General features: G+C 61.3%; 12 protein-coding genes and 1 tRNA gene. 11 read left to right on the plus strand and 2 right to left on the minus strand.

Annotated features, from left to right (window positions below; genetic code table 11):
• The 6 genes from SCM96_02055 (at nucleotide 1) to SCM96_02080 (ending at nucleotide 6,459) form a co-directional block, all read left to right on the plus strand.
• A complete protein-coding gene (locus tag SCM96_02055; protein ID MDW7759404.1) occupies nucleotides 1-1,593 on the plus strand; it encodes a bifunctional anthranilate synthase component II/anthranilate phosphoribosyltransferase in 1,593 nt (530 codons plus the stop codon).
• Nucleotides 1,574-2,365, plus strand: a complete 792-nt coding sequence (gene trpC, locus SCM96_02060) for an indole-3-glycerol phosphate synthase TrpC (protein MDW7759405.1) — start codon at nucleotides 1,574-1,576, stop codon at nucleotides 2,363-2,365. The genes SCM96_02055 and trpC overlap by 20 nt, the downstream gene beginning before the upstream one ends.
• Nucleotides 2,358-3,056, plus strand: a complete 699-nt coding sequence (locus SCM96_02065; GenBank protein ID MDW7759406.1) for a phosphoribosylanthranilate isomerase — start codon at nucleotides 2,358-2,360, stop codon at nucleotides 3,054-3,056. The genes trpC and SCM96_02065 overlap by 8 nt, the downstream gene beginning before the upstream one ends.
• A 4-nt stretch (nucleotides 3,057-3,060) precedes the next feature.
• Nucleotides 3,061-4,302, plus strand: a complete 1,242-nt coding sequence (gene trpB, locus SCM96_02070) for a tryptophan synthase subunit beta (protein ID MDW7759407.1) — start codon at nucleotides 3,061-3,063, stop codon at nucleotides 4,300-4,302.
• On the plus strand, nucleotides 4,292-5,086 hold the full coding sequence (gene trpA / locus SCM96_02075) for a tryptophan synthase subunit alpha (protein MDW7759408.1): 795 nt from the start codon (nucleotides 4,292-4,294) through the stop codon (nucleotides 5,084-5,086). Before trpB ends, trpA begins: the two co-directional genes overlap by 11 nt.
• Before the next feature lie 140 nt (nucleotides 5,087-5,226).
• A complete protein-coding gene (locus tag SCM96_02080) occupies nucleotides 5,227-6,459 on the plus strand; it encodes an AAA family ATPase (protein MDW7759409.1) in 1,233 nt (410 codons plus the stop codon).
• A gap of 147 nt (nucleotides 6,460-6,606) precedes the next feature.
• Here the strand turns inward: SCM96_02080 and asnA are convergent, their stop codons facing one another.
• Nucleotides 6,607-7,644, minus strand: coding sequence for an aspartate--ammonia ligase (gene asnA, locus SCM96_02085; protein MDW7759410.1), 1,038 nt, complete (start codon nucleotides 7,642-7,644; stop codon nucleotides 6,607-6,609).
• 411 nt (nucleotides 7,645-8,055) lie between these two features.
• Here asnA and SCM96_02090 point away from each other — a divergent pair, with 411 nt between their 5' ends.
• From SCM96_02090 to SCM96_02110, 5 genes are all read left to right on the plus strand, one after another.
• Nucleotides 8,056-8,967: a cysteine synthase family protein gene (locus SCM96_02090; protein ID MDW7759411.1), complete on the plus strand. Its 912-nt coding sequence runs from the start codon at nucleotides 8,056-8,058 to the stop codon at nucleotides 8,965-8,967.
• A 136-nt stretch (nucleotides 8,968-9,103) separates the two neighbouring features.
• A complete protein-coding gene (locus tag SCM96_02095) occupies nucleotides 9,104-10,270 on the plus strand; it encodes a TonB-dependent receptor plug domain-containing protein (GenBank protein MDW7759412.1) in 1,167 nt (388 codons plus the stop codon).
• Nucleotides 10,267-10,524 carry a hypothetical protein gene (locus SCM96_02100; protein ID MDW7759413.1) on the plus strand — a complete coding sequence of 86 codons (258 nt, stop codon included), beginning with the start codon at nucleotides 10,267-10,269 and terminating at the stop codon, nucleotides 10,522-10,524. The genes SCM96_02095 and SCM96_02100 overlap by 4 nt, the downstream gene beginning before the upstream one ends.
• Before the next feature lie 188 nt (nucleotides 10,525-10,712).
• A tRNA-His gene (locus SCM96_02105) sits at nucleotides 10,713-10,789 on the plus strand.
• A gap of 12 nt (nucleotides 10,790-10,801) precedes the next feature.
• Nucleotides 10,802-12,571: an SLC13 family permease gene (locus SCM96_02110; protein MDW7759414.1), complete on the plus strand. Its 1,770-nt coding sequence runs from the start codon at nucleotides 10,802-10,804 to the stop codon at nucleotides 12,569-12,571.
• Nucleotides 12,572-12,735: 164 nt separating this feature from the next.
• Here SCM96_02110 and SCM96_02115 read toward each other — a convergent pair whose 3' ends face one another.
• Nucleotides 12,736-14,061: an NCS2 family permease gene (locus SCM96_02115; GenBank protein MDW7759415.1), complete on the minus strand. Its 1,326-nt coding sequence runs from the start codon at nucleotides 14,059-14,061 to the stop codon at nucleotides 12,736-12,738.
• Nucleotides 14,062-14,102: the final 41 nt, after the last annotated feature.

Consider the following 14,102-nt stretch of genomic DNA (forward strand, 5'->3'; position numbering starts at 1 on the left):
ATGATCCTTCTCATCGACAACTACGATTCCTTCACCCACAATCTCTTCCAGGCCTTCCGCAAGCTCGGCCGGGAAGTCGCCGTGAGACGCAACGACGCCCTGACGGTCGAGGAGGCCGCGGCCCTGTCGCCCGACGCCGTCGTCATATCGCCCGGGCCGGGGACGCCCGAAACCGCGGGAATCTCCGTTCCTCTCATCCGGGCCCTGCAGGGCCGGGTCCCGATTCTCGGCGTCTGCCTCGGGCACCAGAGCATCGCCGCCGCCTTCGGCGGCGAGATCGTCCCGGCGGCCGAGCTCGTCCACGGCCGGGACTCGGAGATCCATCACGACGGAAAAGGCATTTTCTCCGGGATCGGAAACCCCTTCCGCGCCGTCCGCTACCACTCCCTGGCCGTCAGCCGGCCCGCCCTTCCCCCCGATCTGGAAATTTCCGCATGGACGGATGAGGGCGAAATCATGGGTCTCCGGCACACCCTCTACAGCATCGATGGCGTCCAGTTCCATCCCGAGTCGATCGGCACGGAATCGGGATTGCAAATCCTGTCGAATTTCCTCGCTCCTCCCTCCAAACCGTCCCCCCTGCAGACCGCGATCCGCACGGTCATGGACGGGAAGGACCTCGATGCCGGAGAGGCCGAGATTGTCATGGAGGACATTTCCTCGGGCCGGGCGACTCAGACCCAAGTCGCCTGTCTGCTGACGGCCTTATCCTGGAAAGGAGAAAGCGTCTCCGAGATCACGGGGTTCGCCCGCGTCCTGAGGAGAAAGGCCGTGCCCATTCCGCGGTCCGGCGGCGACGGGCCGCTTCTCGACACCTGCGGCACCGGAGGCGACGGCCGGGCGACGTTCAACATCTCGACGTGCGCCGCCCTGGTCGCGGCCGGAGCCGGAGTCACGGTGGCCAAGCACGGCAACCGCTCGGTCACCTCCCGCTGCGGAAGCGCCGATCTTCTCGAGGCCCTGGGCGTCAACGTCACGGTTCCGCCCGAGGTCATGGGCCGGTCCCTTGAGGAGGCCGGAATGGCCTTTCTTTTCGCCCCGCGGCTTCACCCCTCGATGAAATTCGCCGTCCCCGTCCGGGCGGAAATCGGCATCCGCACGATTTTCAACATCCTCGGCCCCCTGGCGAATCCGGCCGGCGCCGACATCCAGATTCTCGGCGTCTTCCAGGACCGGCTCCGCCGCAAGATGGCCGAAAGCTTGGTCCGGCTGGGCGTCCGCCGGGCCATGGTCGTCCACGGCGAGGATGGAACGGACGAAATCACCCTCTGCGGCGCAACCCGCGTCTCCGAAGTCCGCGACGGCTGGATCCGCGACACCACGATCCGGCCGGAAGACGCCGGTCTTGCGCCCTGCCGGCCGGAGGACGTGCCGGGAGGGGACCTGAGAACGAACTGCGACATCGTCCTCGGCGTCCTGGGCGGCGCTCCGGGGCCGGCCCGGGACGTCGTCGTCCTGAACACGGCGGCCGCGATCATGCTGGCCGGTCTCGCACCGGATCTGCGCGAAGGGGCGCGCCGCGCCGAAGCCGCCATCGACGACGGATCGGCCATGAAGAAACTGGAGGCCCTCGTTGCCGTCACAAACCGCTGAAACCCCGGACATTCTGGCGAGGATCATCCGGAGAATCCGGGAGGATGAACTCGGGCTCTTCGAGAATACCACGACCGACATCTTCCGGCCCGCGGAGAGGACGCGCCCCCGAGACATCCTCACCACTCTCGGCGGGGGATTCGCGGTCATCGCCGAAATCAAGAAGGGCTCGCCGTCAAGAGGCCGGATCCGCGACATCGCCGACCCGGCGGCTCTCGCCCGGGATTACGAGGCGGGCGGGGCTGCGGCAGTTTCGGTCGTCACCGAGAAGAATTTCTTCCTCGGGGACAAGGCCGACCTGGGTCGGGTCCGGGACGCCGTCTCTCTTCCGATCCTGCGCAAGGACTTCATCTTCCACCCCGCCCAGGTCCATGAATCCTTCGACCTCGGCGCGGACTTCATTCTCCTCATCGCCTCGATCCTGCATAAAAACGATATCGCCTCTCTCCTCGAAATCTGCCGCGGGCTGGGCATGGAAGCTCTCGTCGAGGTTCATGGCGCGGAAGATCTCGAACGGGCCTTGGGCGCCGGCGCCAGGCTCATCGGCATCAACAACCGGGACCTGCGGGACTTCTCGGTCGATTGGACGCATGCGCTCCGTCTCCGGAAGGGCGTCCCGCCGGGAATCCCCGTGATCGCCGAGTCCGGAATCCGTTCGCCGGACCAAGTCCGAACCCTCCGGGACCGCGGTTTCGCCGGCGTTCTCGTCGGCGAACACCTCCTGAGGCAGAAAAATCCCGGCCAAGCCCTCCGGGAGCTTCTCCATGGTTAAGCTGAAAATCTGCGGGCTGACGCAACCGGAAGACGCGCGGCTCGCTGCGGATCTCGGCGCCGATTTTCTCGGTTTCATCTTCCACCCCGGATCGCCGCGATGCGCCGATCCGCACCGGGTCAGGGACATGGGAACGCCGGGGCGCGCCGCACCCCGGAAGGTCGGAGTCTTCGTCGACGCTCCGATCGCCGAAGTCCGGAGGATTTTCGAGGCATCGCGGCTGGACGTCGTCCAGCTCCACGGCCGGGAAACGCCGGAATACATCCGGGCGCTCGGACTTCCGGCCTGGAAAGCCCTGCGAACACGGGACGAGTCCGTGCTCCACGAGGCCGCCCGATTCCGGGACACCGTCATCGTCCTCGACTCCTATGTCGCGGGGCGGGCGGGCGGGACGGGGCGGCCGTTCGACCCGGTTCTCGTCCGCCGGGCGATCGAAACGGGCGCGAAGATTTTCGTAGCCGGCGGCGTCTCCAAGGCGAACGTCGCGGCGGCCGTATCCCTGCGGCCTTTCGGGGTGGATATCAACAGTTCGCTCGAAAAAAGCCCCGGCCGGAAAAGCCGCGAAAAAATGCAGCGGTTTTTCGAGGTTTGGCGCTCGATTCAAGAAGAGAACGCCCGGTCCGGCGGGCCGGATCCGAAGCGCCTCTTCGGGACGCCGGCCTTCCCGAAAAATGAACAAGAAACAGGATAAGATCATGCGAATCACAAGACCCCGGGCCCGGAGCCGCTTCTTCGGCAGGTACGGAGGACGGTTCGTCCCCGAAATGCTCGTTCCCGCACTCGAAGAGTTGGAGGAAGCCTACCTCAGCCTGCGGAACAATCCCGGATTCAAGCGCGAACTCGCGCGCATCCGGAGGGATTTCGCCGGGCGCCCCACGCCGCTCGCCTTCGCCGAAAATCTCACCCGCAAGGCCGGGGGTTGTCGGATTTACTTGAAAATGGAATGCTTGGCCCATACAGGTGCGCACAAAATCAACAATGTCCTGGGGCAAATCCTCCTGGCCCGCCGGATGGGAAAGACGCGAATCATCGCCGAAACCGGGGCCGGCCAGCACGGCTTGGCCGTCGCGGCGGGCGCGGCCCGCTTCGGCCTTCGGTGCACGGTCTTCATGGGAGAGATCGACATGCGCCGCCAGCGCCCGAACGTCTTCGCCATGGAAATCATGGGCGCCGAGATCGTCCCCGTCCGCGACGGTTCGCGGACGCTCAAGGACGCCGTCACCGCCGCCTTGAAGGATTGGATCGAGCATCTGGACACGACGCACTATCTTCTCGGCTCGGCCCTCGGCCCCCATCCCTATCCCCGGATGGTCCGGGAATTCCAGTCCGTTATCGGACGCGAGGTCAAGCGGCAGCTTGCGGCCCTGCGGATCTCCCGGCCCGACATCCTCGTCGCCTGCGTGGGCGGGGGATCCAATTCCCTCGGGCTTTTTCATCCTTTCCTCAGGAACGGGAAAGTCCGGTGCGTCGGAGTCGAGGCCGGGGGGCGCGGAAGCCGTCCGGGGGATCATGCCGTGCGCTTCGGCGCTCACGGACGTCCCGGCATCGTCCAAGGTTACCTGTCCTATTTTCTCCAGGACCGGGACGGCCAGATCCTCCCCACCCACTCCGTAAGCGCCGGCCTGGACTACGCGGGGATCTCCCCGGAGCTGGCCGATCTTCACGACCGGAAACGGGTCGAATTCGTCGCCGTCACGGACCGGGAGGCGCTCGAAGGATACCGCCTGCTCGCCGCCGAGGAGGGGATCATTCCCGCCCTCGAATCCGCCCATGCCGTCGCCTACGGCGTCAAGGCGGCCGCGGATCTGCCGCGGTCGCGGGTCATGGTCATCAACATTTCGGGCCGGGGCGACAAGGACCTGTTCATCGCCGCCCGCGCCCTGGACCGCGGAAATTGGCTCGCATTTCTGAAAGACGAGGCGGACCGTGCCGAATGACATCGCCGGGACCTTCCTCCGCCGGCCGAAACCCCTCTTGATGACCCATGTCGTGGCCGGTTATCCGGACCTCGACGAGAGCCGGAAGACCGTCGAGACGATGGTCGAAAACGGCGCGGATCTTGTCGAAATCCAAATCCCGTTCACCGATCCGCTCGCCGACGGACCGGTCATCACGGCCGCCAATCGGGCCGCGCTGGCGCGCGGCGTCCGGCCGAAGGACGTCTTTGCCATGGTGCGGCGATTGACACAAAACACGGCGGCGCCTCTCCTCGTGATGACCTATGCCAATATCCCCCACCGGATGGGTTTCGAAAGATTCGCGTCCGCGTGTGCGGAGGCGGGCGCGGCCGGAGTGATCATCCCGGACCTGGCTTTCGACGAGGCCGGCGGGGATTGGCCCGGACTCTTCCGCCGATACGGAACGGCCTGGATCCCGGTGCTTTCGCCGGGCATGCAGGAAGAACGGATGCGGCGGATTCTCGCCGGCACATCGGGCTTCGCCTACGTCACGCTCCGCACGGGAACGACGGGAGCCCGGCTCCGGATCGGGAAAGCGGGTCTGGATTTCCTCGGCCGCGTCCGGGAAGTCTCCGGCCCGCCCGTTGCGGCCGGGTTCGGAATTTCCCGGCCGGAGCATGTCCGGGCCCTCCGCAACAAGGCCGACGCCGTCGTCATCGGAAGCCGCCTCCTCGAGCTTTACAATGCGGGAGGGGCGAAAAAAGTCGGTGCATTCCTCCGCCTCTGCCGCCGGGAGCCGGAGTCATCCTCGGCCTCCGGCTGATTTCGGAACTCGGAAACGGCGGAGGCCCCACCGCAGGATTCCGCGAAAAGACATTTCATCAATTCCGGTGTGGTTGCAAGTTTGACAATTTCCTAAACAGGGATAAAATGTGGGCTTAAAGACAGAGGGTTGAAACGACCATGCGCATCATCACCATATCATCGGGCAAAGGCGGCGTGGGCAAAACCACCTTCGCCATCAATTACGCTCTGAGCCTCTCCCGGTATGGAAAAACGATCCTTGTGGATCTGGATACCGGAACATCCAGCATCCGCAACTCTCTGGACATTCCGATTCAACGGGATTTGTATCATTTCTTCCGCAAAGGCCATCGTCTCGATGACTGCGTGACCCCCCTGGATCAGAGAATGGATCCCAAAGGCCGGTTTCCCAACTTCGGTTTTGTCGCCGGTCCCCGGCGGATGATCGAGGAAATCGCCAACCTCGACAAAAGCCGCCGGCATCACCTGATCGACGCCATCAACGGCCTCTCGGCCAAATATGTGGTCCTGGATCTGAAAGCCGGACTGGATGAAAACGTCGTCGACTTTCTCCCTTTTTCCAACACGGGAATCCTGATCTTCACACCCCACCTGACCGCCGCCACCATGACGGCCTCCGATCTCGTCAAGGCCGTTCTTTTCAAAAAACTGAGACACATCTTTTCCTTCCATTCTCCGATTTTCGATGAGATCGGCACGGGCTCCGATTTCTATTACCGGATCAACACCCTCATCGACAAGGTCGAGGACGTCTACGACCTCGATTTCAACAACCTGGACGACTTCCTGGTCTGGCTGGCCGCGGAGCTGAACAACCCCCGGGTGGTTCAGGTCATCGCCAACACCGTCAAGTATTTTCGGGCCTTTTTCGTTCTGAACATGTTCAACGAGACCAAGGAATCCTATCAAAAGGCCGTCAAGCCTTTCGTGGAAAACATCGTGCAATACGTTTCCTCCGGGATCCGCATCGTCAATCTCGGCTGCCTGCTGAATTCAGAAAAGATGCACCTGGCCGGCTGCAATAATGTCCCGGTCCTGTTGTACGACGATGTCCTGGGCGGCAAGAAAGACAAAACCGCCGCGACGACATTCGAACAGGTCACGGAGGATCTGGAAAACGAAGACAAGGACGCCCCCGCCCTGTCGGAACCCTATAAAAAATCCGATTCCGGCATGAAACTGCAACGGCAATTGGACATCTTGAAACAGATCTATACCCAGACCCGGAACATCACCATCGAGCAGAACTTCGAATACATCATCGAAAGAAGCCTGTACCTTCTGAAAAACCCGCGGCCGAGCCACTTCGGAGACACCCGGCTGTTCAAGGACGGCGAGATCGTCGATGTCCTCTTCAAGCGCGGGCAATAAAGAGCGACCTGAAGAGCCTATCTTGCTTGCGGACTTGTCCCGGGCCTCGCTCCGGCGGGCATCCGATGCGTTCCGGCGTCCTCCCCTCCCTCAAGAACTCCGGAACTTGAGCAGGATCGGAAGAAGACGATGGGCTCACATTTTCAATTAAAAGAGAAACATGTTGTTTTTCCGGCACGCCTCGGCCATGTCGTCCGGCCAGAGGCCGGCCTGAACCTCTCCGATGTGCGCTTTTTTCAAGAAAAACATGCAGAGCCGCGACTGCCCGATGCCGCCGCCCACGGAAAGAGGCAGCTTTCCGTCCAGGAGGAGCCTGTGGAAAAGAAGACTCTTCCTCGAGGCGGTTCCGGTCATTTCAAGCTGGATGTCGAGCGCCTCCCCGTCCACACGGATGCCCATGGAAGAGATTTCCATGGCGGTCTCCAACAATGGATACCAGAAGAGAATATCCCCGTTCAAGCCCGGCCCTCTCTCCGTGGGCGTCGTCCAGTCATCGTAATCGGGCGCCCGTCCGTCGTGGGGCTGCCCTTGTCTCAAAGGCGCGCCGATGCCGAGGATAAAGACCGCGCCGGCCTCCCGGCAGACCGCATTCTCCCTTTCCCGGGGCGTGAGGTCCGGGTATTCCGCTTCCAACTCCGCGGAGTGGACGAACCGGATTTCGGGGGGAAGACAGGGTTCGAGGCCGGGGTAAAGGCTGTGGACGAAAACCTCCATTTTTCTCAAAACGGCATGGATTCTTTTCACAATGCCGGCGAGGAATTCCAGGTTTCTTTCGTCGCGGGAGATGATCCGTTCCCAGTCCCATTGGTCGACGTACAGGGAGTGCAGGTTGTCGAGGGTTTCGCCGGGCCGGACGGCGTTCATATCGGTGTAAAGGCCTTCGCCCGGCCGAAGGCCCAGCTGGGCCAGGGCCATCCTCTTCCACTTGGCCAGGGACTGTACGATTTCGACGCCGGCGCCGTTCAGGTCCTTGACCGGAAAGGACACGGGTCCCGCCGTTCCGTTGAGGTCGTCGTTAACGCCCCGCCCCGACTTGACCAGCAGAGGGGCCGTGATACGTCTCAAGTTCAGAGCGCGGGCCAATTCGGTTTGGAAGACATCCTTGATGCTTTTAATGGCGACCTCGGTCTCGAGGGGATCGAGATGCGATCGGTAGCCGCGGGGAATGATGAGATTCCGGACCATGAGTTTTCTCCTTCAGAATAGATTCGTCGGCTGGAAAATGGGGGAAGAGCGGGAAAGGACTTATCGGGCGGGGCGGACCGCCCGATTCATGTTCCGGTTGGCGTTGAAGACAGACCGCGACCGCTCATCCGGCGGGACCATCTCTCTCCAACTCATGGCCCCAGTATAGTCATTCCTGAGTCGAAGTCAACCATGGTTAGGGTGCCGCTCGGTTTGGCTCTTGACGGAACCCCCGCCTTCTGCTATGAAGAAATCATGAACGGCCCGAAGAGAAGATGGTATCTCCTGCTTCAGAACAACCGTTATCTGTCCTGCTGTCGGGCGGACCGCTCCGCCTGACACCCGCCGCTTTCTCCACTCTCGTTTTCTCCAAGGGATTTGTATTGAAAAAAATTCAGGGAGACAAAAACCATGCACATCTTGGAAACCATCGGCAACACCCCTCTCGTGGAGTTGCGACATCTCAACCCCCGGAAGAACCGGGTCCGCATTATGGCCAAGCTGGAAGGGCACAATCCCGGCGGCTCGATCAAGGACCGCGCCGCCCTCTACATGATCCGCGCCGCCGAAAAAGCGGGACGGCCGGCCGGATCGCAGACCCTCCTGGAAGCGACGTCGGGCAACACCGGAATCGCCCTGGCCATGATCGGGGCGGCCCGGGGCTACCGGGTCAAGCTCGTCATTCCGGCCTGCGCCAGCCTGGAACGGATCCGCATTCTCGAGGCCTTCGGCGCCGAAGTCGAGTTGACTCCCGCGGAATCCGGGACGGACGGAGCCATCCGCCGGGCCCGGGAGCTCATGGAACGCCGTCCGGCGGAATATTGCCTGCTGAACCAGTTCGCCAACGGCGAAAACGTCCGCGCCCACCGCGAAACGACGGGGCCGGAGCTTCTCTCGCAAAGCGGTGGAGAGATCGACGCGGTCGTCGCCGGGTTGGGAACGACGGGAACGATCATGGGACTGGCCGAGTTTTTCAAGGATAACAAGTCCGGAACCCGCATCATCGGCGTCGAGCCGGAAAAGGGGCACGCGATCCAGGGATTGAAGAACATGGAGGAGGCCGAGGTCCCGGCGATCTTCAACGAAAGTCTGCTCGACCTTCGCCTGACGGTCAACGACGAGGACGCCTACGGCACCGCCCGGTCGCTCGTACTGCGGGAGGGAATTTTCGCCGGCATGTCGAGCGGGGCCGCCCTGTCCGCCGCCCTCGAACTCGCCCGGGACATGCGCTCCGGAACCATCGCCGTCATCCTCCCCGACCGCGGCGACCGCTATCTCAGCACGACGCTCTTCCGATCGATCTGCGGGAAATGCCCGCCGTGAGACACGAAAAACCGGTTCTTGCCCCGGGCGGAGAAAATCTCTATCATACGCATTTTCGGAAACTTCGCGGTTTCGCTCAGGCTCAGCCGCGCAACCCGAAAATCGGGTCGAAACCGCTTTTTAATCAGGAGGTTGGATGTTCGTGAGATTGAGAGCCATGCGTCGCGCATTGGCCCTGCTCTGGCTTCTCTCCGGGTTTCCCCCGCCCGGCGCCGGCCAGGAGAGCGAAATCCACGAGGAGATCGTCGTAACGGCGGCGCGGACCCCATCCGTTTTCTCCGAAGCCGCCCGTTCGGTCATCGTCATCGATCGCGCGGTGATCGAGACCGCTCCGGTTCGCAGCGTTCCCGAACTTCTCGAATATGCGCTCGGCGTTGACGTCAGGCAACGCGGGCCTTTCGGCGTCCAGGCCGACCTGAGCCTGCGCGGCGGGACGTTCGAACAGACTCTCGTTCTCGTCGACGGCGTCAAGATCGGCGATCCCCAGACGGGGCATCACAGCGCCATCCTTCCCCTGACGCTGGACGATGTCGAGCGGGTCGAAATCCTCAAGGGCTCCGGATCGCGCCTCTTCGGCCCGAACGCCTTCGGCGGCGCTGTCAATATCATCACCCGCAAGGACCGGGAGACGAGAAGCCGGGTCGGGGCCGCATTCGGCCAGAACGGTTTTATCGGCGGAGACGTTTCCCTTGCCGTCCCGCTGGGCGCTTCCGGCCATGGTCTGTCCTTCAGCCGGAAGCGGTCGGACGGCTACCGCGAAAACACGGATTTCGATATCACCACCCTGTCGTATCGCGCATCCCTGCCCGCAGCCGGCGGCGAAATTTCCGTCTTCGGCGGTCATACGGACAAGGCCTTCGGCGCCAACGGGTTCTATTCCGACCGGTTTCCGATGCAGTGGGAGCGAACCCGAACGACTTTTCTCCAGTCCTCGGGCGAATTCGGGAGAAGCGGCCTGACCGTCGTTCCGAAGGTCTATGCAAGATGGAACGCGGACGAGTTCGTCCTCGACCGAAACAACCCGGCATGGTACAGAAACACCCATACAACGCATACCGGCGGAATGGAAATTCAGGTGAGCTTCGATTCGAAACTCGGCCGGACGGCGATCGGAGGGGAGATCGGGAAAGAAGGAATCGCCGTCTCGACGCTTCGGGATATGACGGGCCTTATGAATCGAAGTACGCGCTCGACCACCTCAAGCATCAATTCATTCTGGCTCTTGATTTTCAGGCGGCTTACGGAATCCGGCAGAGTTGGAAAGTCCGCTACGAGGAGAGACGGGGATACCCGGGACATGTGATCGTCGATGGGCGTCTCTCCTGGCGAGGAAACGGCTTCGAGTTCTATATCGGAGCCACGAACCTCCTGAATGCCGAATACCGGGATTTCGGAAACATCCCCATGCCGAGACGATGGATTGTCGGAGGTTTGACCGTCGATCTCGCCCGGCCGTCTTCGACTTCGAAGTCCGATCGCCCGGTCCTTTCGCCGATGAGCCGGTCTTTTCGGCCCATCTCTCCGGAAGTTTCTCAACAATCGATTGCCCTGCGGTAACAGACCTTCAACATCGGCGTCACTTCCTTCAGCAACAACATTCTCCGCAAAACCTGCTCGAGAACCTCATAATCTCCTTCATGTCCGCCTCTTTCCCTGAGGGGACATTATTGCTTGGTTATCACACCAGGACCCGCTCGTATTGACAACCCGGGGCAAGGATGCGAGAATGAGGCTCCCATACGGCGGTGGGTGTAGCTCAACCGGTTAGAGCACCGGACTGTGGATCCGGAGGTTGGGGGTTCGAGACCCCTCACTCACCCCACTCTAAATAAATATGGATCAAATCGTCGTCTTCCTGACCCTCGGCCTCGCCCTCCTGCTTTTTGCCTCGGGAAAAACCCGGCATGACGTTACGGCTCTGATCGCCCTGTTCATTTTGATCCTTGCCGGCATCATTCCCAAAGGTCAGGCCTTCATGGGCTTCGCCCATCCGGCCGTCGTGACCGTCGCAGCCGTGCTTGTTATCAGCCGGGCCCTGACCAATTCCGGCCTGATCGACGTCCTTGCATCATGGATGTTGAAGGCCGGGAAAAACCTCATCATGCAGATTTTCGTGCTCACCGTCGTCGTCGCCGTCGCCTCGGCCTTCATGAACAATGTCGGCGCTCTTGCGATCCTGATGCCCGTGGCCCTCTTTCTCGCCCGAAAAAGCGGCAATCCCCCGTCTTTCATTCTCATGCCCATCGCATTCGGTTCGCTCCTGGGAGGAATGACGACACTGATCGGAACCCCTCCCAATATCATCATCGCCACGTTCCGGGGAGAAGAAACCGGCTCCGCTTTCGGCATGTTCGATTTCAGCCCGGTCGGCGCCGGCGTCGCCGCAGCCGGCATCGTCTTCATTGCCCTTGTCGGATGGCGTTTACTTCCCAAAAGGCGTGGGGAAACGTCGCCGGAAGAGTTATTCAAAATCGAGGACTATATCACCGAGGTGCGGGTCACCAAAGATTCCAAACTCAAAGGGCAGGCGGTCAAAGAGATCCAGAAACTGACGGACGCCGACATCAAGATTCTCGGGCTGATCCGGCAGCGGAGGAGGGTCCATGCCCCTGATCCGGAAGAAATCCTGAAAACGCACGACATCCTGATACTCGAAACCGACTCCGAGGACCTGAAAACTTTCGTGAATAAAAGCGGGGTGAAACTTGTCGGCGGAAAGCAATTCCGCAAGGATGCCGTCGGCTCAAAGGATATCGCCGTCGCCGAATCGGTCATCCGGCCCAATTCGCCGCTTGTCGGATATAGTGCGGCCGGATTGTCCATGCGCTCCCGTTACGGATTGAATCTCCTGGCCATCGCCCGCCAGGAAAAAAAAATGCGGCAACGCATCGACAACGTCATATTCAAAGCGGGAGACGTTCTCCTTCTGCAGGGAAGAACCGCGAACCTGAATGATGCCATCACGGCGATGGGCTGCCTGCCCCTGGCCGAACGCGGTCTCAAAATCGGGCAACCACGCAAGATCCTTCTTGGTCTCGGGATTTTCGGATCGGCCATTGCTTCCGTCGTGGCAAGCGTGTTTCCGGTCTCGATCGCCTTCCCTCTCGCAGCCGTGTGTTTCATGATTTCCGGCGTCCTGCCGCTCCGGGACGTCTACACGAGCATCGACTGGCCGGTCATCGTCCTCCTCGGAGCCATGATTCCGGTGGGAGAGGCTCTGGAGACGACCGGAGGCGCCCGGCTCCTCGCCGATCAGGTCCTGGCGGCCGGAAGCCGTTTTCCCGTATGGGCCGTGCTGGCCTTCGTGCTCATCGCCACGATGTTTCTCTCCGATGTGATCAACAATGCGGCCACGGTTGTCCTCATGGCTCCGATCAGCATCAGTATCGCCCGGAGTCTCGATGTCTCCATCGACCCTTTTCTTATGGCGGTCGCCGTGGGCGGGTCCTGTGCCTTTCTGACACCGATCGGACACCAGTCGAATACCCTCGTGATGGGGCCCGGCGGATACAAATTCAGCGATTACTGGAGGATGGGATTGCCGCTCGAAATTCTCATTGTGCTCATCGGCGTCCCCTTGATTCTCCATTTCTGGCCGCTGTAACCGGCCGGAAACCGACTACCTGTCCTTTTACAAGTTTGAGGAAGGCTGGAAGATCGTCGGCAAGATTTTCCACCGGCATATCGACTGATCGCCGCCACCCGACATATCCAATCCTTCGTCCGCAGTGAAGGGTTCGGTTACGGCGGCCGATTTTTCGCGACGGTTCAAGCCAGAATATATCTCAGAATGAACAGCGCCGAAAACAGGTGGATGATCCAGTGAACCTGCCGCCCCTTTCCCGCTGCAAGCTTCAAAAGTGAATAGGAGATGAATCCGAAGGCGATGCCCTCCGTGATGCTGACCGTGAGCGGCATGATCACGATCGCCAGAAAGGCCGGAATGGCCTCTGTCAGGTCCTCCCAGTCGATGCGGGTCACGCATCGCATCATCATGCAGCCGACAAGGATGAGCGGCGGCGCGATGACCGGATGGAGAGTCGACCCGTTCCAGATGTAGGAACCGCTGATCATCTCGGCCAGAGGGCTGAAGAAAAGCGCAACCAGGAAAAACAATGCCGTAAAGACATTGGCCAATCCTGTTCTCGCCCCCTGGGCGACGCCCGTGACGCTTTCGATATAGGACGTGATCGTGGAGGTGCCCAGCATGACGCCGGAGACCGTCCCCACGGCGTCGGCCGTCATGATGGTGTTCGCCCGGGGCATCTTCCCGTTTTTCAGAAATCCGCCCGAACCGCCGACACCGATCAGCGTGCCCATCGTATCGAAGACGTCGAGGAAAAAGAAGACGAAAATCACGGCAAATAGTCCCGATTGAAAAGCTCCGGCGATATCCAGCTTGAGGAACGTCGGCGCAAGACTCGGCACCGGTGCGACAAGGCCGTGATACTTGACGATGCCAAGAGGCACACCGGCCAGGGCCGTGGCGAGAATGCCCAGCAGGATGGCCCCCGGTATCCGAAGCACCATGAGCACCGACGTGAACGCAAGTCCGAAGAGAACCAGCAGAACGGGGCGGCTGGTGAGATCGCCGAGCCCGACCAGCACGCCTTCCGCATCGACGACGACGCCTCCGTACTGAAGGCCGACAAGGGCGATCAAAAGGCCGATCCCGACGGCGATTCCGTATTTGAGGGCTCCGGGCACGGCGTCGACGGCGCGGCCCCATACCCCGAAGAGGGCCAGGACAAGAAAAAGGACTCCGGAGAGGAAATTCGCGCCCAGGGCCACCTGCCAGGTGTAACCCATCGACCCGCAGACGATCACGGCAAAAAAAATGTTGTGGCCCATGGCCGGGGCTTGGGCGATGGGGTATTTGGCCAGAAGACCGACCAGAAGCGTGGCCAGAGCGCTCGAAAGACAGGTCGCCGTCATGACCGCCCCCTTGTCCATTCCGGCCAGTGACAGGATGGCCGGCTGGACGAAGATGATGTAGGACATGGTCATGAAGGTGGTTGTCCCGCCGATGAATTCGGTCCGCAGCGACGTTCCGTTGGCTTTCAGTTGGAAGGTTTTTTCGAGCCAGATTTTCATTGTCTCCTCCCCTCCGGGCCATTAAAAGACAAACGTTGTCC

The sequence above is a fragment of the Acidobacteriota bacterium genome (assembly GCA_033549365.1).
Taxonomy (GTDB): domain Bacteria; phylum Acidobacteriota; class Aminicenantia; order Aminicenantales; family Saccharicenantaceae; genus JAWSUF01.

What these genes read in the sequence shown, in the direction of transcription:
- asnA (MDW7759410.1), bottom strand. Translation starts at nt 7,644, where the DNA reads ATGGTCCGGAATCTCATCATTCCCCGCGGCTACCGATCGCATCTCGAT.
- SCM96_02115 (MDW7759415.1), bottom strand. Translation starts at nt 14,061, where the DNA reads ATGAAAATCTGGCTCGAAAAAACCTTCCAACTGAAAGCCAACGGAACG.
- SCM96_02065 (MDW7759406.1), top strand. Translation starts at nt 2,358, where the DNA reads ATGGTTAAGCTGAAAATCTGCGGGCTGACGCAACCGGAAGACGCGCGG.
- trpB (MDW7759407.1), top strand. Translation starts at nt 3,061, where the DNA reads ATGCGAATCACAAGACCCCGGGCCCGGAGCCGCTTCTTCGGCAGGTAC.
- SCM96_02110 (MDW7759414.1), top strand. Translation starts at nt 10,802, where the DNA reads ATGGATCAAATCGTCGTCTTCCTGACCCTCGGCCTCGCCCTCCTGCTT.
- SCM96_02090 (MDW7759411.1), top strand. Translation starts at nt 8,056, where the DNA reads ATGCACATCTTGGAAACCATCGGCAACACCCCTCTCGTGGAGTTGCGA.
- SCM96_02095 (MDW7759412.1), top strand. Translation starts at nt 9,104, where the DNA reads ATGTTCGTGAGATTGAGAGCCATGCGTCGCGCATTGGCCCTGCTCTGG.
- SCM96_02080 (MDW7759409.1), top strand. Translation starts at nt 5,227, where the DNA reads ATGCGCATCATCACCATATCATCGGGCAAAGGCGGCGTGGGCAAAACC.
- SCM96_02055 (MDW7759404.1), top strand. Translation starts at nt 1, where the DNA reads ATGATCCTTCTCATCGACAACTACGATTCCTTCACCCACAATCTCTTC.